This window comes from Oceanobacillus sp. FSL K6-0127 (genome assembly GCF_037983385.1).
Lineage (GTDB): Bacteria > Bacillota > Bacilli > Bacillales > Amphibacillaceae > Oceanobacillus > Oceanobacillus profundus.
Genome location: NZ_CP150287.1, coordinates 2,801,519 through 2,822,212, shown reverse-complemented (window position 1 = coordinate 2,822,212; position 20,694 = coordinate 2,801,519). Strand labels below are relative to the sequence as shown.

At 36.3% G+C, this 20,694-nt stretch carries 27 protein-coding genes and 1 other RNA gene; 22 read left to right on the top strand and 6 right to left on the bottom strand.

Annotated elements, in window-relative coordinates; all coding sequences use genetic code 11:
• Positions 1–5: 5 nt before the first annotated feature.
• Positions 6–590 carry a Holliday junction resolvase RecU gene (recU, locus tag MHH64_RS14020; RefSeq protein ID WP_095309034.1) on the bottom strand — a complete coding sequence of 195 codons (585 nt, stop codon included), beginning with the start codon at positions 588–590 and terminating at the stop codon, positions 6–8.
• 655 nt (positions 591–1,245) lie between these two features.
• Here recU and MHH64_RS14015 point away from each other — a divergent pair.
• The 6 genes from MHH64_RS14015 (at position 1,246) to MHH64_RS13990 (ending at position 4,730) form a co-directional block, all read left to right on the top strand.
• Positions 1,246–1,443, top strand: a complete 198-nt coding sequence (locus MHH64_RS14015) for a hypothetical protein (RefSeq protein ID WP_340001931.1) — start codon at positions 1,246–1,248, stop codon at positions 1,441–1,443.
• Between the two features lie 81 nt (positions 1,444–1,524).
• Positions 1,525–1,875, top strand: coding sequence for a DUF1798 family protein (locus MHH64_RS14010; RefSeq protein WP_095309038.1), 351 nt, complete (start codon positions 1,525–1,527; stop codon positions 1,873–1,875).
• Positions 1,876–1,932: 57 nt separating this feature from the next.
• Positions 1,933–2,334 (top strand): cytidine deaminase, encoded by a 402-nt coding sequence (locus tag MHH64_RS14005; protein ID WP_095309041.1) that lies wholly within the window; start codon positions 1,933–1,935, stop codon positions 2,332–2,334.
• A gap of 195 nt (positions 2,335–2,529) precedes the next feature.
• A complete protein-coding gene (gene gpsB / locus MHH64_RS14000) occupies positions 2,530–2,838 on the top strand; it encodes a cell division regulator GpsB (protein WP_095309043.1) in 309 nt (102 codons plus the stop codon).
• 82 nt (positions 2,839–2,920) lie between these two features.
• Positions 2,921–3,294: RNase P RNA component class B (rnpB, locus tag MHH64_RS13995), an RNA gene on the top strand.
• A gap of 308 nt (positions 3,295–3,602) precedes the next feature.
• Positions 3,603–4,730 (top strand): class I SAM-dependent RNA methyltransferase, encoded by a 1,128-nt coding sequence (locus tag MHH64_RS13990; RefSeq protein ID WP_095309045.1) that lies wholly within the window; start codon positions 3,603–3,605, stop codon positions 4,728–4,730.
• 50 nt (positions 4,731–4,780) lie between these two features.
• Here MHH64_RS13990 and MHH64_RS13985 read toward each other — a convergent pair whose 3' ends face one another.
• The 3 genes from MHH64_RS13985 to MHH64_RS13975 form a co-directional block, all read right to left on the bottom strand.
• The gene (locus MHH64_RS13985; RefSeq protein WP_240033790.1) at positions 4,781–6,391 is read right to left on the bottom strand and encodes a b(o/a)3-type cytochrome-c oxidase subunit 1; all 1,611 of its coding nucleotides are present in this window, start codon (positions 6,389–6,391) and stop codon (positions 4,781–4,783) included.
• 80 nt (positions 6,392–6,471) lie between these two features.
• Positions 6,472–6,975: a cytochrome c oxidase subunit II gene (locus MHH64_RS13980; RefSeq protein WP_095309049.1), complete on the bottom strand. Its 504-nt coding sequence runs from the start codon at positions 6,973–6,975 to the stop codon at positions 6,472–6,474.
• Positions 6,976–7,004: 29 nt separating this feature from the next.
• Complete coding sequence (locus MHH64_RS13975; RefSeq protein ID WP_095309051.1) at positions 7,005–7,142, bottom strand: cytochrome c oxidase subunit 2A; 138 nt, start codon at positions 7,140–7,142, stop codon at positions 7,005–7,007.
• Positions 7,143–7,555: 413 nt separating this feature from the next.
• Between MHH64_RS13975 and MHH64_RS13970 the strand changes: the two genes are divergently transcribed.
• The 3 genes from MHH64_RS13970 (at position 7,556) to MHH64_RS13960 (ending at position 9,066) form a co-directional block, all read left to right on the top strand.
• The gene (locus MHH64_RS13970) at positions 7,556–7,987 is read left to right on the top strand and encodes an SRPBCC domain-containing protein (protein WP_340001930.1); all 432 of its coding nucleotides are present in this window, start codon (positions 7,556–7,558) and stop codon (positions 7,985–7,987) included.
• Complete coding sequence (locus MHH64_RS13965) at positions 7,974–8,273, top strand: helix-turn-helix transcriptional regulator (RefSeq protein WP_340001929.1); 300 nt, start codon at positions 7,974–7,976, stop codon at positions 8,271–8,273. The genes MHH64_RS13970 and MHH64_RS13965 overlap by 14 nt, the downstream gene beginning before the upstream one ends.
• 331 nt (positions 8,274–8,604) lie before the next feature.
• Positions 8,605–9,066, top strand: a complete 462-nt coding sequence (locus MHH64_RS13960; protein WP_095309059.1) for an SRPBCC family protein — start codon at positions 8,605–8,607, stop codon at positions 9,064–9,066.
• A 378-nt stretch (positions 9,067–9,444) separates the two neighbouring features.
• Here the strand turns inward: MHH64_RS13960 and MHH64_RS13955 are convergent, their stop codons facing one another.
• On the bottom strand, positions 9,445–9,645 hold the full coding sequence (locus MHH64_RS13955; RefSeq protein WP_095309061.1) for a cold-shock protein: 201 nt from the start codon (positions 9,643–9,645) through the stop codon (positions 9,445–9,447).
• Between the two features lie 311 nt (positions 9,646–9,956).
• Here MHH64_RS13955 and MHH64_RS13950 point away from each other — a divergent pair, with 311 nt between their 5' ends.
• From MHH64_RS13950 to MHH64_RS13895, 12 genes are all read left to right on the top strand, one after another.
• Positions 9,957–11,627: a formate--tetrahydrofolate ligase gene (locus MHH64_RS13950; protein WP_303449239.1), complete on the top strand. Its 1,671-nt coding sequence runs from the start codon at positions 9,957–9,959 to the stop codon at positions 11,625–11,627.
• Positions 11,627–12,217, top strand: coding sequence for an HD domain-containing protein (locus MHH64_RS13945; RefSeq protein WP_340001928.1), 591 nt, complete (start codon positions 11,627–11,629; stop codon positions 12,215–12,217). Before MHH64_RS13950 ends, MHH64_RS13945 begins: the two co-directional genes overlap by 1 nt.
• Before the next feature lie 299 nt (positions 12,218–12,516).
• Complete coding sequence (locus tag MHH64_RS13940) at positions 12,517–13,473, top strand: thymidylate synthase (RefSeq protein WP_095309067.1); 957 nt, start codon at positions 12,517–12,519, stop codon at positions 13,471–13,473.
• A 17-nt stretch (positions 13,474–13,490) separates the two neighbouring features.
• Positions 13,491–13,979, top strand: a complete 489-nt coding sequence (locus MHH64_RS13935) for a dihydrofolate reductase (protein ID WP_340001927.1) — start codon at positions 13,491–13,493, stop codon at positions 13,977–13,979.
• A gap of 108 nt (positions 13,980–14,087) precedes the next feature.
• Positions 14,088–14,300 carry a twin-arginine translocase TatA/TatE family subunit gene (tatA, locus tag MHH64_RS13930; protein WP_095309071.1) on the top strand — a complete coding sequence of 71 codons (213 nt, stop codon included), beginning with the start codon at positions 14,088–14,090 and terminating at the stop codon, positions 14,298–14,300.
• 18 nt (positions 14,301–14,318) lie between these two features.
• On the top strand, positions 14,319–14,501 hold the full coding sequence (gene tatA / locus MHH64_RS13925) for a twin-arginine translocase TatA/TatE family subunit (RefSeq protein WP_095309073.1): 183 nt from the start codon (positions 14,319–14,321) through the stop codon (positions 14,499–14,501).
• Between the two features lie 486 nt (positions 14,502–14,987).
• The gene (tatC, locus tag MHH64_RS13920) at positions 14,988–15,755 is read left to right on the top strand and encodes a twin-arginine translocase subunit TatC (protein ID WP_095309075.1); all 768 of its coding nucleotides are present in this window, start codon (positions 14,988–14,990) and stop codon (positions 15,753–15,755) included.
• 11 nt (positions 15,756–15,766) lie between these two features.
• Positions 15,767–15,979: a YozE family protein gene (locus MHH64_RS13915; protein WP_095309077.1), complete on the top strand. Its 213-nt coding sequence runs from the start codon at positions 15,767–15,769 to the stop codon at positions 15,977–15,979.
• A 418-nt stretch (positions 15,980–16,397) separates the two neighbouring features.
• Entirely contained in the window at positions 16,398–16,676 is a 279-nt protein-coding gene (locus MHH64_RS13910) for a YqfQ family protein (RefSeq protein WP_240033789.1), read from the top strand.
• 155 nt (positions 16,677–16,831) lie between these two features.
• On the top strand, positions 16,832–17,791 hold the full coding sequence (gene msrA, locus MHH64_RS13905) for a peptide-methionine (S)-S-oxide reductase MsrA (protein WP_095309082.1): 960 nt from the start codon (positions 16,832–16,834) through the stop codon (positions 17,789–17,791).
• Between the two features lie 40 nt (positions 17,792–17,831).
• On the top strand, positions 17,832–18,041 hold the full coding sequence (locus MHH64_RS13900) for a DUF6501 family protein (protein WP_095309084.1): 210 nt from the start codon (positions 17,832–17,834) through the stop codon (positions 18,039–18,041).
• A gap of 267 nt (positions 18,042–18,308) precedes the next feature.
• Positions 18,309–18,869, top strand: coding sequence for a histidine phosphatase family protein (locus MHH64_RS13895; RefSeq protein WP_340001926.1), 561 nt, complete (start codon positions 18,309–18,311; stop codon positions 18,867–18,869).
• A 94-nt stretch (positions 18,870–18,963) separates the two neighbouring features.
• Here the strand turns inward: MHH64_RS13895 and MHH64_RS13890 are convergent, their stop codons facing one another.
• Positions 18,964–20,154, bottom strand: coding sequence for a M14 family metallopeptidase (locus MHH64_RS13890; RefSeq protein ID WP_340001925.1), 1,191 nt, complete (start codon positions 20,152–20,154; stop codon positions 18,964–18,966).
• A 143-nt stretch (positions 20,155–20,297) separates the two neighbouring features.
• Between MHH64_RS13890 and MHH64_RS13885 the strand changes: the two genes are divergently transcribed.
• Positions 20,298–20,537 carry a ferredoxin family protein gene (locus MHH64_RS13885; protein WP_303449252.1) on the top strand — a complete coding sequence of 80 codons (240 nt, stop codon included), beginning with the start codon at positions 20,298–20,300 and terminating at the stop codon, positions 20,535–20,537.
• Positions 20,538–20,694: the final 157 nt, after the last annotated feature.

Genomic DNA, 20,694 nt, shown 5'->3' with positions numbered 1-20,694 from the left:
CGTCTCTAAAAATAAAGCTTATCTATAATCGATAAATAATCAATACGCTTTTGAAAATGGAATGGAATTAAAAAACTTTCCTGCTGAATCTTTTCATAAGAAATAGATTTTTTCCCATTATTTAATTTGTCGTTCCAAAACTGGAAAAGTTTCTTTGCCTCTAAAAAATATGTTTCATCGTAGGTTGCAAACCGAATAATAATAAAGCAAATCCCGCCTTGATTAACAATTGCTTTCATATGTTCTATCTGGTGATCATGTATGTTCGCTAACGGAAAAAGCGTTTTGTTTTTTGTTTCCTTTGCTTCAAAGTCAATATATTTACCTTGATAAATACCATTATAATCTGTAGTAGAAGCTTGCTTAAAATATGCTTCTGTAATAACAGCTGCACTTCGTTTTGGATAATTGACATTTACAATTTGGACAGGTGTCGGTTTTTTGTGAATGACTGCTTTACCTGTATCAAGATAAAATTGATTCGTAATATTAATATCCTCTTCTAAGGACATCCCTCGGTTGCTAAATGTATTTTTATCTTGCTTTATCCTAACTGGCATCAGTTTTTTTTGCCCATTTGGATAGTTCAAAAGATATTCCCTCCCAACATATGAAAGTATAATATCAGAAAAAGAGGTAAATGATAACTTTAAACCACAAAGAATAGCTTATTTTATTTGTATCGCATGCAAATAAAATATGTAGCTAGTACTTTATTATATCATGATATAACAATTTAAAACCGACCACATTATTGACAATTTAACGATTGTTTCGTCAGACACCTTCCATTCTTTATTGTACATAATTTCACAATTGATTCAAGTTTATAACAGTGATAAGAAGAAATATTAATGTAACGATAGGGATTTTTGTATGGGTAGAATAACAATTTAATTTCTCCAATAGTAATGTAAGTATGTAAAAGGATTTGTGTTGATAAACCACACAAATCCTTTTACATACAATAATTATTTTATTTAAGTAGATGGGCGGTTTGGTCCATTCAGTTTCTTATCACCAGTTTTTAATGATTTTTCTTCACGACCAGCTGCATTTTTGCGTGCGTTCTTCGATTGTTTCAACCATAACACCTCCTTTGGTTCTAGTCTGTCTCATTTTAGTGAAAAAATAACCCTTTACACTAGTTTTGTAATATTGCTTCTAGTTTTGTCGAAGGAGAAGGGGAGTAACCTCTCGTTGGAGAATTGTAGCATTATCAAATAAAAAATTAAGGGTGATATTATGTCCTATCCTTTAAAAGAACAAACTGGTATTAGCAAAAGTAAGGCACATCATACACTACAACAAATGGAGAATCAGTTAAGACTTATTGATCAAAAACTAAAAGTGCATGTGGACCGCGAAGTGTGGATGCACTTTCAAAATGAGATTCATCAAATTGACTTTACCAAATCGTCAATTGAGAAAATGAGGGTCTGAAAGAAATAGATGCCTTCTTGACATAAAAATGGTAAAGTAGGGTATAAACAGTTATAAACAAATTAAAGGCGGAAATACAGCATGGAATTAAAAAAACAAACAGAAAGTCTGAAAAATCATCTCAACCAGTTAAAGGAAAGATTTGAGCATAATGAGGCACCTGCAGACAGTCGCGATAAGGCATTTTTTTTGAAAGTAAAAGAAGAAACCTTGCCAGTGTATACATTGTTGGAAGAATGGGAAGCATCTGCATTAAAAGTTGTTAAAAATAGAGAAGCAAAAGTGCATCCCCACCAAATAACGTCAACAAAAGAAAATATGGAACTTCTCTTAATGCACAGTTATTATATTGATGCACGTAGAAAACGATATATGGAACTATATACTTCCATTTTGTATGTGTTTGATTTACTGTTAGATGATATACCGTAATATATATTTCCTGGAAGTAACTTTAATAACTTGTAATAAAGCTAAAGGATGAGTGGAATGTCAACGAATAAACTAATTGAAGAAGCAATTAAAATAAGAGAACGCGCTTATGTCCCGTATTCAAAATTTCAAGTAGGTGCAGCGTTGCTTACTGAATCAGGGAAAATTTATACTGGATGTAATATTGAAAACGCAGCATATCCTGTTGCGTGTTGTGCTGAGCGTGTAGCAATCTTTAAAGCTATATCAGAAGGAGAGACAAAGTTTCAAGAGCTAGCTGTTGCAGCGGATACTGCAAGACCTGTTCCACCATGCGGGTCTTGTCGTCAAGTAATGAGTGAGTTCTTTGACAAGTCGATGCCAATTCATTTAACAAATCTAAAAAAAGAAATAAAATCGTTTACCATGGAAGAATTACTGCCATTTTCGTTTGAAACGAACGATTTACTTAAAAATTAAAGAATATTATACCTACTAAAGGTAGTCATTTTTCCTTATTTACGAAAAATAAAGGAGACTGATATTCAGTTTCCTTTTTTATGGTATAATAAAAATATAATTTCGGTAATAAAGCTTCTTTTGATTCATACATTTATAATTGAACCTAATTAATTCTATTAAAAATAGTATAGATGAAGATCATGAGGTGATGAGATGAGTATAAATCGAGTTCAACTTAGTGGAAAAGATATTTTGGAAAAGGATTTTAAAACAGCAATGCGTGGATATAATCAAGAAGAAGTTGATGAGTTTTTAGATATTATCATACAAGATTATGATTTGTTTAAGCAAGAAGTCGACCGATTACAAGCCGAAAATGAAAAACTCAGAAAAAATTCTACTGACCAAACAAGATCAAGAGCACCACAAGCTACTAGTCAAGTTAATTATGACGTATTGAAACGTCTATCTAATTTGGAAAAAGCAGTTTTTGGTAAAAAATTCGTTGAATCAGGTGAATAGTTTTTCTCGAGGTTTAAAGCAGTTTTATGCAGTTGTTGAAAAATGTTCACAGGTATGATATGCTTATACGTACGGTAATTAAATGCTCATGTAATCGCTGCATGTAAATGCAGAGGAAAGTCCATGCTCACACAGACTGAGATGTCAGTAGTGTTCGTGCTTGATGAATTCATAAGTCAAGGTAGCTTTTATGCTAACGGCAGAAAACATTCCTAAGTCAAAAATGATATGGAATTATTCTTTAAAGTGCCACAGTGACGTAGCTGGAGTGGAAACACTCTGGGTGGAACGAGGTAAACCCCACGAGTGAGCAACCCAAATAATGGTAGGGGCATCCTTTAGTAGGGAATTCAACCGAAACAGGGACAAGTTTTAACTTGTAGATAGATGATTACAACCGGAGTACAAGGTTGACCACCGTTTGCAGTACTATGGTACAGAACATGGCTTATCGAGCATTTAATGGTCTGATTACGAATAGAAACCTTTCTTTGCCGGTATCGGTATAGGAAAGGTTTTTTTATTTTTAAGTTCTAGAAGTTGTTTGAAAAAGCCTGGAAAAAATGACACATCGAGAACAGAGGACCTTCGACTAAGTACCGACACGTGCTAGTGTCGGCGTTGCAACAAAGCTTTTCGATAGGGCGAGTAATCGCAGTCCCAGAACGTTGTGTTCTTAGCCACCTTGGACCTTTTTATCCTCCTTTTTGAATGCACACTAATATGGTAAACTAGGACTAACTTAAATTGAAGGGAATAGTTGGATGCAAAAAGTAACATTAATCGCAACTGCAGCAATGGGTTTAGAATCAATAGTTGCACATGAAGTAAAACAATTAGGATACGAAGTAACTGTAGACAACGGCAAAGTTATATTTGAAGCACCACTTTCAGCTATACCGCGCTGTAATTTATGGTTGCGCAGTGCTGACCGAATTAAATTAATTGTTGGTCAATTTAAGGCTACAACATTTGATGAGCTCTTTGAAGCAACGAAAGCATTACCGTGGGAATATTATATCGCAGAGGATGGCCAATTCCCGGTCTCAGGTAAATCTGTGAAATCAACGCTATTTAGTGTGTCTGACTGTCAAGCTATTGTAAAAAAGGCCATTGCAGAAAGATTAAAACTAAAATATGGCCTGGCTACCAAAATGCCAGAAACAGGAGCTTTCTATAAAACAGAAGTTGCGATATTAAAGGATACTGTAACATTAACAATCGATACATCAGGTACAGGCCTTCATAAACGAGGATACCGCGTTGGACAAGGTGAAGCGCCGCTAAAAGAAACATTAGCAGCTGCACTGATTATGCTAACGAACTGGAAACCCGAATATCCGTTGATTGATCCATTCTGCGGTTCCGGAACAATTGCAATTGAGGCGGCCCTAATTGGACAAAATATTGCACCTGGCTTCAATCGGGAGTTTGCTTCAGAGGATTGGACGCTTGTAAGAAGAAAGCTGTGGGATGATGCTTTTGAAGAAGCAGAAGACAAGGCAAACTATGACCAAAAGCTAATGATTACAGGCTCAGACATAGACCATAAAATGATCCAAATTGCTAATGACAATGCAATCGAAGCAGGGCTAGGAGATCTGATAACCTGGAAGCAGATGCAAGTAAGTGATTTAACTTTACGCCAGGAGAATGGATATATTATTAGCAACCCACCATATGGTCAGCGTATTGGGGACCAGGACATTGTTGCAGAGATGTATCGAGATTTAGGAAATATAATGAAAAACCATCCGTCCTGGAGCGTTTATATCATTACTGCCTTTGAAGCATTTGAAAAACATTATGGTGCACAGGCAACAAAGAAAAGAAAACTATTCAACGGATTTATCCAAACGAATTATTATCAATATTTTGGTGGAAAATTATGAGTAAATAAAATGGAAGAAGCAGCTGTTATCGCTGTTTCTTCCATTTTATTTTAGGAATTACCAATTGGCCAGTCGAACGGTACTGATCCGGGTGGTGAATTCTGTATAATATCTACAAACGGAATGGTGTATGCAAAAAGTATTAAAGCTATCGTGATGGCAATCCATAGCTTCCAGTTTTCCATCCACTTTGGTGTCGGCTCAGCATTTTCTTCTTCCTCTGCAACTGGGAATTCTTCCACTCCTTTTGGTGAGAAAAAGGTCAGCTTGATGAAAATATATACCATGAGAATAATCCCGACAAAAAGAATGGTGCCTCCAATCGCTTGTGCCATTTGATAAGCACCCCACGAGACAGCTTGTTCAGTTCCGCCATAATCCGAATATGCAGAACGTCTCGGTCCACCTAGCAGACCTTGGATATGCATGGCTCCGGACATGATTAGCATACCGACTCCCCAGACAATCGTTTGAAAAATACCTAAACGATTAACGGATTTTGTAAGCTTCCTACCTGTTAAATGCGGGATAAGCCAATACGTAATGCCGAAAAACGTTAAAATAACTGTGGTGGCAACAGTAAGATGAAAGTGCCCCGTAACCCAAATCGTATTATGGACAAGCGTGTTCACTTGATGAGAAGCATTTATTATTCCACCTGCGCCCCCAGGAATAAAAGCTAGCATACCAACAAATGGAGCAAAGAAGCGAACATCTTTCCACGGTAGATGCTTAAACCAACCAAACAAACCTCCATATCCTTTGCGTCGGCCTGTAATTTCAAAAGTAGCAAATAAAGAAAATGCTGTCATTAAACTAGGAATGATAACCATAAATGTTAAAACTACCTGGATAAATTTCCATGTAGGGTCAATCCCTGGTTCTGTTAGCTGATGGTGAAATCCAACAGGTATGGAAAAAAACAGAAATAGCACAAATGATAATCTGGCTAAAGAATCACTAAACAGTTTTCCGCCAATAATCTTGGGGATAATCGCATACCACGCCATGTAAGCAGGCAATAGCCAAAAATATACTAATGGATGACCGAAATACCAGAATAATGTTCGACTAACGAGAACATTAATTGTTTCCGCATAACCAAGAGACCATGGAATAAATTGTACTAGTACCGCTGCAGCAACACCCAATGAAGCAATAAACCACATAATCATATTAATCGTTACCATAAATGCTAGTAAGGGAGATTTTTCTCCAGGATGACCTTTCTTCCATAAGTAGAGCTGGCGCCAATTTACAAAGGCAGCAACCCAAGTACCAACGATGACTAAAGCTAAACCGATATAAAAGGCTGGATGGGCTTTTAATGGTGCATAAAACGTATAGAGTACACTCGCTTTGCCTAATAAAATAGTTACGGCTGTAACCAGTGTTCCAATCGTCATAATCCAAAAGGCAAGCCATGATACCTTACGTTGTTTAACTGACATTCCAACCGTTTTACTCATTAACGTAAACTGAAAGCCGATAATAAAAAATGTTGTTAGTACAAGTGCTAGGATAACGCCATGTACTGTTAAAATTTGATAGTAACCAATACCAAATGGAAGTGTGAAACTTCCCGACCGAACTAGTACTTGCAACAAACCCATTAAACCACCAATAAATAAAGATATAAAAGCTACATACATAAAAGACATATAAAGTTTTGCTTCTTGTTTTGGAATTGCAAGCAATTGTCTAGGATCTTCATTAGGTAATACGACATTTCGAAGCGCCATTATTGATACACCTCCACGGTTGTATACATCATATGGTGACCAATACCACAGTACTCATTACAGAGTAAGGTAAATTCACCTGCTTGATTCATTTCAACCTCCATACTACTGATATAACCAGGTTCAACCATCATATTTACATTTGTCCCAGCAATATTAAAACCATGAATTACATCCTTTGTTACAACTTGAAATAGTACAGTTGCACCTTTAGGGATTTCAATATGATTTATTGCATTGCCATCTGCATCAACACCAAAGTCATAATGGAATGCACTTGCAACGACATTGACAATATAACGGTCTTCATCCACTTTTGTCAGCCCTAAATTTTCAGGCTTAAAAGCCTCATGGGCCTCTACATTTTGAGGGTCAATTGTCACACCATGGCTTTGAGGGTGAGTACCAAGATAAAAAGCTCCGTAACCAAGAATAACCAAAAATAGTACTAATGCTCCGATACCAAATGTAAGCCATATTTTTTCAAACTTATGGAAATGCATCTTTTCTCACTCCTTTTTAATCTCCTTTCTTATCTTGAAAGGAAAATTGCAAAAACAACAGTCCAACTAATGACAATAAATAAACCTAAGGCTCCCACCGATAATAATGTACCTTTTAAATTTGGCTCTTTCTCATGATTCGTGTAAGTTTTCCCATTCTGTTTCACTGCATATCATCCTCCCATCATGTTATCGGTTACTTATATTTTCATCATACACAAAGTGGAAACATAAATTAGTGAAATAATTAACGTTTCACAATTTGTTCAATTACGCTAGTAACTATATATCTTAGGACTTTACTAACTTTTAAGTATAAAAAGTATGTGAAATAAGTATGAATAAATACCTATTTATCTTGACAATAAACGGGACTACTGTATGGTTTTTTAGATTAGAAGAAATGCGAAGAAGTAAACTATCCGCCCGTTCGCTCTATAAGGGCAATTTAATAATAAAGACTAAAGCGACCACTCCAAGTGATCGCCAACCGCTAAATTTAAGTGCAATTATAAAGTTGGACATAGTAGAAATATGTGCTAACCTATGGTTGCACGTCCTAAAGTTAGGAGGAGTGGTAATGAATAATGATCGTATTGAACGAGAGATCTTTATTAATGCATCTGTTCAAACGGTATGGGAGTTGATAAGCCAACCAGCATGGTGGGTGGGTGATGCACCAGGACCAGACAGGGTACAAGTAAACGGGTCACGTATTGTAGCGGATACGAAGTATGGTAAATTCACGGTATTAATTGAACAAGAAGATTCACCTAACTACCTTTCATGTCGGTGGGCAAGTTCATTTCCCGGTGAAGAGCCAGGAGAAGATAACTCTACACTCGTTGAGTTTATGCTGAAAGAAAAGGATGGGGGTACTTGGCTTAGTGTAGTAGAAAGTGGATTTTCCAGCCTTGCCGTTTCTGAGGAAGAAAAACATAAATTTTTTAAAGAAAATGTCAAGGGATGGATTTATCAATTGGAAACGGTGCGAAAACTTGCTGATCAGTAATATGCCGTCTGCAGACAATAAAAATTTTGAAAAGGTTCTAATTGCGTTAGCAGACCCAACTCGCCGTGAGCTGCTTGACCACATTGCAATTATAGGACAAGTAACAGCAACAACATTTGCGACTAAGGTAACTGTATCTCGTCAAGCAGTTGTTAAACACCTTGCAGTTATGGATAATGCTGGATTAGTTACCTCCAAACGTGTTGGGCGGGAAGTTCGATACAAAGTGTGTCCGGAACAACTATCGAGTGCAGCGAAGCGGATGGGAAATATAGCAGCGGATTGAGATAGAAAATTAGAATGGATTAAACGTGTAGCAGAAACAAACAATAATTCCGACCTGACATACCCCATATAATCTTCGATACAACAATGGATAAACCTGAAAAATACAGCAGTGGACGACCTACCTGATGCAAGATTATGTAACTCTTGTGATTACCCCCTCAAAAATAGTTCAGATGTAACTATAAAACATAAAGTACATTCTAAGAGGAAAGAGGTATATACCTCAAAAAAAGCTTGGATCGAAATGTTTGAAGCAATGAAAGATGTAGAAGTGTTAGTTAAAGAGACTTATGAGGAATTGATTTTAAATGATGAAAGGAGAAATTAAAATGATAACACTGAATCATATACCGGTTATAAAATCAGAAATGCTTATTCGCAGACCGGTTGAAGAAGTATTTGAAGCTTTTATCAATCCGGAAATAACTACAAAATTTTGGTTTACCAAAAGCAGTGGGAGATTAGAAGAGGGGAAGCATATAAAGTGGGAATGGGAGATGTACGGCGTTTCTGATGACCTTTTTGTAAAAGAAATCGAGCAAAACAAAATAATTCGGATTGAATCCTCAGACAGCACTAAAACTGAGTGGATATTTACTCCCCGAACAGAAAACGAAACATTTGTCTCAATTACAAACTCAGGGTTTACAGGCAATGGAGATGATATGGTAAACTATGCTATTGGATCAATGGGAGGATACACGATGGTCCTTTGTGCACTAAAGGCACTTCTTGAGCATAACATCATTCTAAATGTTGTAGCAGACAAAGCTCCTGATGATCACATTTAATAGTAAGAGATAGTTTGTAATCTAACCTATGAACTTGATTTACTATTGTATATGCAAGAAAGAATAGCGTTTTTCTAATTGGTTCTGATGCTTCAGATATACTTGACCTCGTTCCGATAATAGATATTCGAATTTAAGGTTGCCAGAATTATTGAGAGTATTAAGGGTGACGAATAATGTAATTTTTCACCTGATCGATTGTGTCAGACAGTGTTTGCTTGTTTAAAGTTTCCCAAAAAGGAGTAACTAAAAGCCCAATTTCTCATTTTTAATAAAGAAAAATTAGGCTTTTTGTAATTTCGTTAACGTTATTAATCCGTATTTTCTGGCAATAAAAAAGCAGTGAATAATCACTGCTTTCACTTCTATGTGTTTTGCTTATTTTTTTACAACATTTGCGGCTTGTGGACCGCGTTCGCCTTCAACAATTTCAAAAGTAACTTCTTGCCCTTCTTCTAAAGACTTGAAGCCTTCCTCTTGGATTGCTGAGTAATGGACGAATACATCATTACCTTCTTCCAATTGGATAAATCCATAGCCTTTTTCAGCATTGAACCATTTTACTACTCCGTTTTCCATGTCTTATTCCTCCCAAATTCCCACGTGAAATGCGTGTTAATACAAAGTATAGACTCAGAATATATTAAAAAAGGCAGGTTCTATAGAAGTGTAGGATCATATTGCATCCACTTCTATAGAAGCTGCCTTTTCGTCAATGATTCCGTACATCTTCTTTGCTTGCCCCTAATATAGCTTATTTGGAACAACTCGTCAAGAAATTAACACTTAAATTCTGCATTTATCAAATCTTTACATTTATCCATTTGTTAATGAAAAAAGCAATGGAAAGGGTTAAACTATATTATAGAACTATGAAAAGGAGCATCGATATGAAAACAGATATAGAAATCGCCCAACAGGCAAAATTAAAACCCATAACCGAAATTGCGAAAATGCTCGATTTAACCACGGATCACTACGAACCTTATGGTTATACAAAAGCAAAGCTTTCCGATAAATTATTAGAAAAATGGAAAGACAAGCCAAACGGAAAAATAATTCTCGTAACCTCCATTAATCCCACACCTGCAGGAGAAGGAAAGTCAACCGTAACAGTTGGCTTAGGGCAAGCGTTAAATCAGTTAGGAGAAAAGGCTGTTATCGCCTTGCGTGAACCATCGCTTGGTCCTGTGATGGGATTGAAGGGAGGAGCCGCTGGAGGAGGTTATTCCCAAGTATTACCGATGGAAGAAATTAATCTTCATTTTACCGGGGATATCCATGCAATCACGAGTGCAAATAACTTGTTATCTGCCGTAATCGACAATCATATTCACCGCGATAATAAGTTACATATTGATCCGAGAAAAGTGGAGTGGAAACGGGTTGTTGATATGAATGATCGAGCGCTGAGACAGGTAGTTGTTGGTCTAGGAGGTTCTTCCCAAGGTGTACCGAGAGAGGATGGCTATACAATAACAGCCGCCTCAGAAATAATGGCCATTTTATGTCTAGCAGATAACATGGAAGATTTGAAAACAAGACTTTCAAAAATTGTTATTGGCTATACATATGATGATCATCCAGTTACAGTGAAAGATCTTGAAGTAGAAGGAGCTTTAACATTACTTTTAAAGGATGCATTCAAGCCAAATCTCGTACAAACAATCGAAAATACGGCAGCTGTCATCCACGGTGGTCCTTTTGCCAATATTGCACATGGTTGTAATAGTATAATCGCTACAAAAACCGCTGCAAAATTAGGTGATTATGTTATAACTGAAGCTGGCTTTGGAGCGGATTTAGGTGCTGAAAAATTCCTGAATATAAAAACGCAAGCAGGTAATTTTCATCCTGATGCAATTGTTATTGTAGCTACTGTCAGAGCATTAAAAATGCACGGCGGCGTAACAAAGGAGAATTTGAATACAGAAAACATCGAGGCGTTGAAAGCGGGTATGGAAAACTTAAATAAACATATTGATACCATTGAACGATTTGGGCTCCCATATGTAATTGCCATTAATAAATTCCCAACTGATACAAGTGCTGAAACAGATTTTATCGAATCTTGGTGCCAATCCAGAGGAATCGATGTAGCATTAGCAGATGTATGGGCTAAAGGCGGAGCTGGCGGTATTGAGCTAGCTAGGAAAGTTATGACGAAAACAATGACGTCTGAAACCAAGTTTACTCGAACTTACAATGCTAATGATACGTTAGAAACGAAGATAAGAAAAATAGCACAGACGGTATATGGTGCTGATGATATTGAATTATCACTAAAGGCAAAGAAACAAATTGTTTTCTTTGAAAAACAAGGATGGGGCAATCTGCCAGTCTGTATGGCCAAAACACAATATTCTTTATCAGATGACCCAACATTATTAGGCCGACCGAGCGGTTTTACAATTTCTATTCGCGAGTTAAAAGCTTCTATTGGAGCTGGATTTATAGTTGTTCTAACAGGTGATCTCATGACAATGCCAGGATTACCTAAGACACCTGCCGCCTTACACATGGATATAGATGCAAACGGGAAAATTATGGGATTATCATAATGGAAAAAGAAGTACAAATTAAGCACATTCGAGATTATGTATTCACATTGTTTCAAGCTGACGAATCAGGTCATGATTATTTCCATATGGAACGTGTTGCACGTATCTCTAGAAAGATTGCTGAAGTGGAGCAGGCTAATGTTTTTCTTTGTGAAGCGGCTGCTTGGTTGCATGATGTTGGCGATAGGAAGCTCTTCCATAATCCAAATGAAGCTATAGAGGAAATGAACACTTTTTTATGTGATATTTCTTTAAATAAAATCCAAATTAATGAAATTAATCATATTATTTCTGGAATTTCTTTTAGTAAGGGAATTGCTGTTCCAGACACTTTAGAAGGAAGAATTGTTCAAGATGCGGACCGACTGGATGCGATTGGGGCAATTGGCATTGCGAGAACGTTTGCGTTTGGGGGTGCTAATCAGCAACTAATGTATCACCCAAACAGTAAATCAACATCCATTCAGCATTTCTATGATAAGCTTTTGACGTTAAAAGATTTAATGCATACAGAATCAGCCAGAGAAATGGCGAAAGAACGCCATCAATATATGGAATCGTTTCTTAAACAATTTTTTCAAGAATGGTAAACGTGCAGTTTAAGAAATTTGATCATTCTATTTTTATTCAATAAATAACTGTCACGTATATTTCTAGAAATATGTCTAGAAAGGAGGAAGCTGGGACATAACAAAAGTGTTTAATGTTAAAGACGAACGTTGCATAAACTTAGCGAAGTATATATCCGGAGCGAGTTATTTGCACCAATCATGTTCGGTTTTTATTTCATAAAAATACTTTTGGCTCAGCCTCAATAAAATCTGTTATAATAACAATTAATGTTTAAATACTGTTTCTTATGCAAGGCATAGGGGTTAGGAGTGATAGCATGATAAAAGGTGAACAAGCCTACTTGGATCTATGTCAGCATATCCTTGATAACGGCTTTAAAAAAGGAGATCGAACAAATACAGGAACATACTCTGTTTTTGGACATCAAATGCGCTTTGACTTAAGTGAAGGGTTTCCATTATTAACAACAAAAAGAGTACCATTTCGACTTGTTGCAAGTGAACTTCTCTGGTTTCTAAAGGGAGATACGAATATACGCTATCTATTGGAAAACAATAATAATATTTGGAATGAATGGGCGTTTGAAAAATGGATTCATAGTGAAAAATACACCGGTCCAGATATGACAAATTTCGGAATCCGCAGCCAAGAGGATGAAGAATTTAATCTGTTGTATCAGGAGCAAATGAACTTATTTAAGGAAAGAATCTGCAAAGATGAGGAATTTGCAAAGACGTTCGGTGATCTTGGGTCTGTTTATGGAAAACAGTGGCGTAAATGGAAAACGTCACGCAATGAAACAATCGATCAAGTACAGGAAGTGATTGAATCCATTCGTCATAACCCTAACTCCAGAAGGCATATTGTGTCGGCATGGAATCCAGAGGATCTTCCGGAAATGGCATTGCCACCTTGCCACACCTTATTCCAATTTTATGTTGCAGATGGCAAGCTTTCTTGTCAGTTGTATCAGCGAAGTGCAGATGTTTTCCTTGGGGTGCCATTCAACATTGCAAGCTATGCTTTATTGACACATTTAATTGCACATGAATGTAACTTAGAAGTTGGGGAGTTTGTACACACACTTGGAGACGCACATATCTATTCAAACCATGTTGAACAAGTTCAAACACAGCTTAAGCGTGAGGTACGTGCCTTTCCTAGCTTAAAGATAAATCAGGAAAAATCATCTATTTTTGATTTTGAACTTACAGATTTTGAAATTGTAGATTACAATCCACATCCAAGTATTAAAGCACCAATCGCAGTTTAAGCAGTGGAGGGACAGAAATGATATCATTATTACTCGCAATGGATCGCAATCACGTTATTGGTCTAAACAATGAAATGCCATGGCATCTTCCAAAAGATTTACGTTTTTTTAAAGAAAAAACAACTGGTAATACGATTATTATGGGGAGAAAAACATACGATTCCATGGGAGGCGCGTTACCGAATCGTGAAAATGTCGTATTAACGAAGTCAAAAACTGATTTTCCGGAACATGTGAAGGTAATTGACCAGTTACAAACAGTAGTTGAATGGAATACGGACAATCCGGATAGAGAGTATTTCATTATTGGCGGCGGAAATATTTTTAATCAAGTAATTGATATAGCGGATCGAATGTATATTACTTGGATTGATGAAGAATTTGATGGGGATACCTTTTTCCCGAGCTTTTCAGAAGGTGAATGGGAATTAACAGCTAAAGTTAAAGGTGAGAGAAACGAAACGAATCCTTATGACTATTATTTTTTACAATATGATAGAAAATAGCAGCGCTTGTTTAATAGGGAATAAAGAGGTAAAATATAGATAGAATTTGCTGTATTCTAAAATCAGCTGATTTTATGAGTTAAATTTTAGCATAGAGAAGGTGTACACATGTTAGCAAATATCGGGGTGCCTGGGTTAATATTGATTGTTTTACTTGCATTGATTGTATTTGGTCCAAAGAAACTCCCGGAAATTGGTAAAGCTGCTGGACAGACGCTGCGTGAATTCAAAAACTCTACTCGCAATCTAACAGAAGATGCGAAAGGGGAAATAAACGAAGTAAAGGCAATTGTTCATGGTGACAGCAAAGAAACTAAATAAATTTCGGAGTGATACAAAATGTTAGGTAACATTGGGATTCCTGGTTTAATTCTAATACTTATTGTTGCATTAATCGTTTTTGGCCCGTCTAAATTACCTGAAATCGGCAAGGCTTTTGGAAACTCTCTACGGGAATTTAAGAATGCTACACAGGGCATCGTAAACGATAAAGAAAATAAAAGCGAAGATAAAAACAGTTAATAGATCGGTGATGGAGGTGTAGGGACTATTCCTTACATCTTCTTTTGTGCTAACTTAGGAAGCAATAAAATTTGAATGCTGTGGATAACATTGTTACCTAAACAGCTACGTCCAGCTGCAGCGCTTAAGCGTTAGCGATACTTCCCTCACCTCATGACAGGATAAAGAAGACTTGCCGACTGGCTAATACACGAGGCCTAGTCGCACGTATACCCTTGCGGTGAAAGCTGGCACCTGACTTTAGTAAAAGGATGGGCGATTAAAACCAGGCTACGCCTAACATGGGCATACCCTAAAGGGGTCTTTTTAGATGAACTTGACTCTCGCCCGTAGAGGCGAAAGTCATAGATCATCTTATACTTTGGAGTGAATCTCCTGCATAGGAATGTTCGATCCATCGAACCACGCCAAAGTTCGGGACGCAGTCCGTACGTCGCTAACCGGGCGTTTGCGCTTTTGTTCTATAGATGGTAGGGAGTGATTAGAATGACAGAAGACCAGCAACAAGTAAATAATGATAAGGATATGAATTTAGTTGGCCACTTATCCGAATTAAGAAACAGACTCATTATAACAGCAGTTTTCTTTATTGTTTTTTTTATTGTTGGGTTTATATTTGTAGAAGATATTTATTCTTTTTTTCGTAAAGATATAGACTTAGAATTAACCGTAATAAGTCCAACTGAAATTATTTGGATTTATTTTTCGATGGCAGGATTAGTAGCAATCATTGGTACGATTCCAGTTCTATCCTATGAAATTTGGGCATTTATTAAACCTGGATTGACGCCGTATGAGCGAAAAGCATCTTTATCCTATATTCCAGCTCTATTTTTACTATTTATTGGTGGATTAGTATTCGGCTATATCGTATTTGTTAAATTGATTATGCCATTTTTACTTTCATTAAACGATGGTATGTTTAATGTCATGTTTACAGTGGATCGCTATTTCAAATTCTTATTACGGGTAACATTGCCGTTTGCGTTGCTATTTGAATTACCACTCATAACAATGTTCTTAACGACTTTAGGAGTAATTACTCCTGATTTCCTATCTAAAAACAGAAAATATGCCTATTTTATTTTAATTGTAATTGGTGTATTAATTACACCACCAGATTTTGTTTTACAACTTGTAGTGGCTATTCCGTTAATAATTCTATATGAAATCAGTATCTATATGTCTCGAATCGTTTACCGAAAGAAGCTGCGGAAAAATGAAGCCTTTATGCAAGAAAACAACATTTCGTAATGGGGGATTAGATGCGTTCTTTTTATCATTTCTTATTGACTTATCGTGGTAAAACAAGACCTGATGAAAAATCAAGACTTGCAGACTGGGCATTTAAAGATCATAATTTCCCTAAACAAGCAACGGATTATAATGATGTAAGTGATTATTTAGAATGGAACAGCCCCTTTCCAAATGCAGTAAATGTTTTTGATGAATTGTGGGAGATCTATCAATCCGATTAAAAAAGACCAAACTTCTCGCTTAACCAACCCCCTAGAAATGTATCTAGGGGGTTAGTTAAATTCTAAAATTAAACAAACGTTTGATCAATTATCAGAAATCCCATGTATGTTAAGTGTGGCATTAATATTACAAATTACGACTTATTTTTTGATTTAGAATGAGAGATCGTGTAGTATTTGTTGATTCCTGCGGTTTCCCAGGAAATATTTCCTCACCTATTTATTTGCCTACACATATTAATGCAAATAAACGTAAACTAATCATAGAGGATTTTATGTTGAAAGGGGATATCCTATGTTACTTCCATCCAGGCAACAAAGACAACGACAGTTCTATCCTTCCACAATGAACAGATCAATGCAGCGTAGCATACAACCTAGCCAATTGAAGACAACTAAAGTAGGAGGAAAAGGAGTTATGAGCGGTCTTTCAAAGACACTCGACGGGGTGCAGCAGGTACTAAACATGGTTCAAACAGGAGCTCCGATTGTGAAAGAATACGGACCAATGATAAAAAATCTACCTGCAATGTATCGAATGATAAAGGTTTTTAAAGAAATAGAAAAAAGTGATGATAAAGAAGAAGTCACTGAGACGCATGAAAGTAAACCATCTGAATCACAAGAAAGTGCGGCTGCATCAAGAACAAAACGGTCATCTACAATCAATGTTCCAAAACCCAGATTGTATATATAACATTTTAAGTCGCCCCACTTGATTTTTCTCTATAAAAAGGGAAAAATAAAGATAAGCCATTGGATTACTTTAAGTTAATCTGATAAAGATGATAATTTTCATATGAGTATATATAGTTTGATAAGAGCAATTCAATTTATACTGGAGGTATTTACATGTCTACAAATTTAAAGTTAGCAACATTTGCAGGTGGGTGTTTCTGGTGCATGGTCGAACCCTTTGATCAACGTCCTGGAATTGAAAGCATCGTTTCTGGTTATACTGGAGGGCATGTTGAAAATCCAACATATGAACAGGTTTGCACAAATACCACAGGACATGTGGAAGCAGTGCAAATAACATTTAATCCAAATTATATGTCTTATGAGGAACTAGTAAACACTTTCTGGCAGCAAATCGATCCAACAGATGCAGGGGGACAATTTAATGATAGGGGAGAGTCCTATCAAACAGCAATCTTCTATCATGATGAATCACAAAAGCAGATTGCCGAGAAATCAAAGCAAAAATTGGAAGCAAGTGGGAAATTCTCTAAACCGATTGCTACACAAATTCTTCCTGCTAAACCCTTCTACCGTGCGGAAGACAGTCACCAGGATTATTATAAAAAGCAATCGTTCCATTACCGGCTATATAAAAAAGGATCGGGTAGGGAAGATTTTATTAAGGATAATTGGCAAGAGAAGTATGATAAAGCAGCGTTAAAGAAAAAGTTAACACCAATCCAGTATCATGTAACACAAGAGAATGGGACTGAGCGTCCTTTTCAGAATGAGTATTGGGATAATAACAAGGAAGGCATTTATGTTGATGTTGTGTCTGGAAAAGCCCTTTTTTCCTCACAAGATCAATATGATGCTGGCTGTGGTTGGCCAAGCTTTACGAAGCCGATTGACGCATATCAACTAAAAGAAAACATGGATACTACTCATGGGATGATACGAACAGAAGTTAAAAGTAATAGTTCAAACTCTCATTTAGGACATGTATTTGAAGATGGACCAGTGGAGGCTGGTGGGTTACGTTATTGTATGAATTCTGCTGCAATGCGCTTTATCCCGAAAGAAAAAATGGCTGATGAAGGGTACGGGGAATACCTACATTTATTTAATTAACGGTAATATTATTATGTAAACCAGAAAGAAGGTATAAAAAATGATTCACTTAAATTGGGGAAATAGAGAAACACTAAAAAAAATTGAATGTGTTCATGCAGATGCTAAGAAATTTATTGTTCATCATAAGCTTACACCAGGAAAAATCTATGATGTAAAAAATGAATCGGATGAATTTTACTTTATCATTGATAATAGTAACCGGATGGCAGGATTTAGGAAAGATTATTTTAAAGAAGTGAAGAATTAAAAAATAACAGGAGCAATCCTGTTATTTTTTATTCCTGCCAGGAAACTATATAGTTTGTATGCAGTGGATAACTTCATCTCGGAGCGACCACGACCAGTCACACCTCGCTATGCAGGTGCTTTTGCTTTTGTTCATTATATTTTCATTAAATTTTAGAATATATTGTTTTCTATTCCAACATTTGATGCTATAATTTATCTACTCATTTACAACTTATCCAACTGTAGACTTAGTAGAGAACCATCCAAACTGGAGGGATGATCGAACATGAAAAAAATTTATTTTGTCAGACATTGTTCCGCTCACGGTCAACACAGGGATTCTCCGTTAACAAAAGACGGAATTAAACAAGCAAGAGAGCTAGCCGAATATTTTAATGAGCTGCCGATAACGTTTGATCTAATTCTTTCAAGTCCTTACTTAAGAGCGATTGAAAGTATTAAGCCATATGCAGAATTAACAGATTCAACGATTCAAATTGACGAACGTTTAAAAGAGCGTATTCTTAGTGAAGAGCCGGTTGAAGACTGGATGGATGGACTGGAACAATCCTTTTTGGATGAACATTTTTCGTTGCCAGGTGGAGAGTCTGCACGAGATCTATTGCATCGATGTAATGGGGTTTTAAATCCTCTTTATAATGACTCTTCTATTAAACATGCTATTATAGTCAGTCATGGAAATTTATTATCCCATGTTTTTCATCAATTTGATAAACGCTTTGGCTTTAATCAATGGAAAGAATTAAGAAATCCAGATATCTATCTGTTGCAGTTTGATGATACTGACAGTATGCTGGAATGTGTCTGGAGACCAAATGAATTGTAAGAGGTTGTTCAAAAAAATGACACATCGAGAACAGAGGACGTTCGATTAGCTACCGACACGTCCTGCTTTAGGTCCTTTTCATCTTGAACAAGAATTATAAGTATAAATTTGCTAACATTATTCCCAAGCTGTCTTCATAAATTTCCTGAAATTGCTCGATCGGCAGGGGGTTGACACCTTCTCCAAGTTCTACTGTAAAGCCAGGTCTTCGAAATTCTTGAATAAACCAATCCTTATATCCTGCATAACTATCAACATATTGAATAGGTGTATAGCCACTGACTCTTTCATACTCATTTACAATTTCTGCGGATTCAGGTGGCTCTAATCCTTCAAATCCCCAAAAAATAACTTTTCCTTGAGTATGAAAAGCGTTCATCCTTCTAAAGTTTCTTTCTTCAGCTAAATTTGCCATTGCAATTGCTTCTGGTTCTGTTAATGGAGCAGTTCCTGGAAAATCTCTAGGTTGTGGAATTGTTGGTTTTCTATCTGCTTCAATTTCCCATAAAGCAGGAAATTGATTATTTAAATCAACGCCATTAATATTTGCCTTCCAACCTGAAAAATCTTGACTTTGCTGATTAATAGCTAAAACAGAATTACTATAGTCACCAGCTGCAGATGCTCCCTGTATTACGAGATTTACTCCATCCGGATTAACCATCGGCACAGCTGAAAATAGCGTTGCTTGGTACATTGGTAACGTTGCAATGTCATTGATAGGCAGTCCATTTGTAAGCGATAAAGCATACTCATTAATAAATCGCATGATAATCGGAGTAGTAATCCATTCATTTGCATGAAATGATCCATTTAGGTGAACTTCAGTTGGTCCAGCACCAATTTGCAGTTCCGTAATATCTTTGCCCATTACAGAACTACCGATAGATCTTTTCATAATAAATGGATAAATGGAAAGCAGCTCATTTATATCTGTTACCATTCTTTCATACGTATAATTTGCTATATCATCAATTACAAATTCAGTAACTCTCCGAGGCAGATAAATGGTCTGGCCAACCTGAAGCTGTGAAGAATCAATTGTCGAATTCATTAATTCTATCAAATCTAATGGTATATTATTTTCGATTGCTAGTGTCCAAAATGTATCATTCGGTTCAATTGTATAATTTTCTCGTAAATAGCCTGGTATTTTAATTTCTTGCCCAACTTGAATTTGTAATGCATTTATCCCGGGATTTGAGGTTTCGATTAAGATTACTGGGATGTTAAATAACTGGCTATAATACCAAAGCGAATCACCTAAACGTACAGTAATTTTCATTATCATTCTCCCTTTCAACATGAATATTACATCATATGTTTATTGAAAAGAATGATGAATCTTTTATTTTTTTAAGATAATACGCTATAATAGGTAAACATACATGTAATAATACATCATTGTGTACGAAGGAGGAGATTTGTTTGGCTTTTGTAATTACATCACCTTGTAAAGCAGAAAAAGCAGGAGAATGTGTAGAAGTATGTCCTGTTGATTGTATAGAAGAAGGCAAAGATATGTTTTACATTGATCCTGACATTTGTATTGATTGCGGAGCATGTGAGGCAGTTTGTCCGGTAGAAGCAATTTTTATCGAAGACGAGGTCCCAGAAGAGGAAACACCTTATATTGCATTAAACCGTGCATTCTTTGAAGACAGATAACAAATCAGTAAGCCGCATACCACCATGGTTGCGGCTTTTTTCTTGATGAAGCTAACTATGCTAACAATCTGTTTCTTATCGTAGGATTTTTATATGCGTTTTGTAAGTCGTACATAAATTTCCCTGTATTGGTAATAATGATTCTATCTAAATAGAT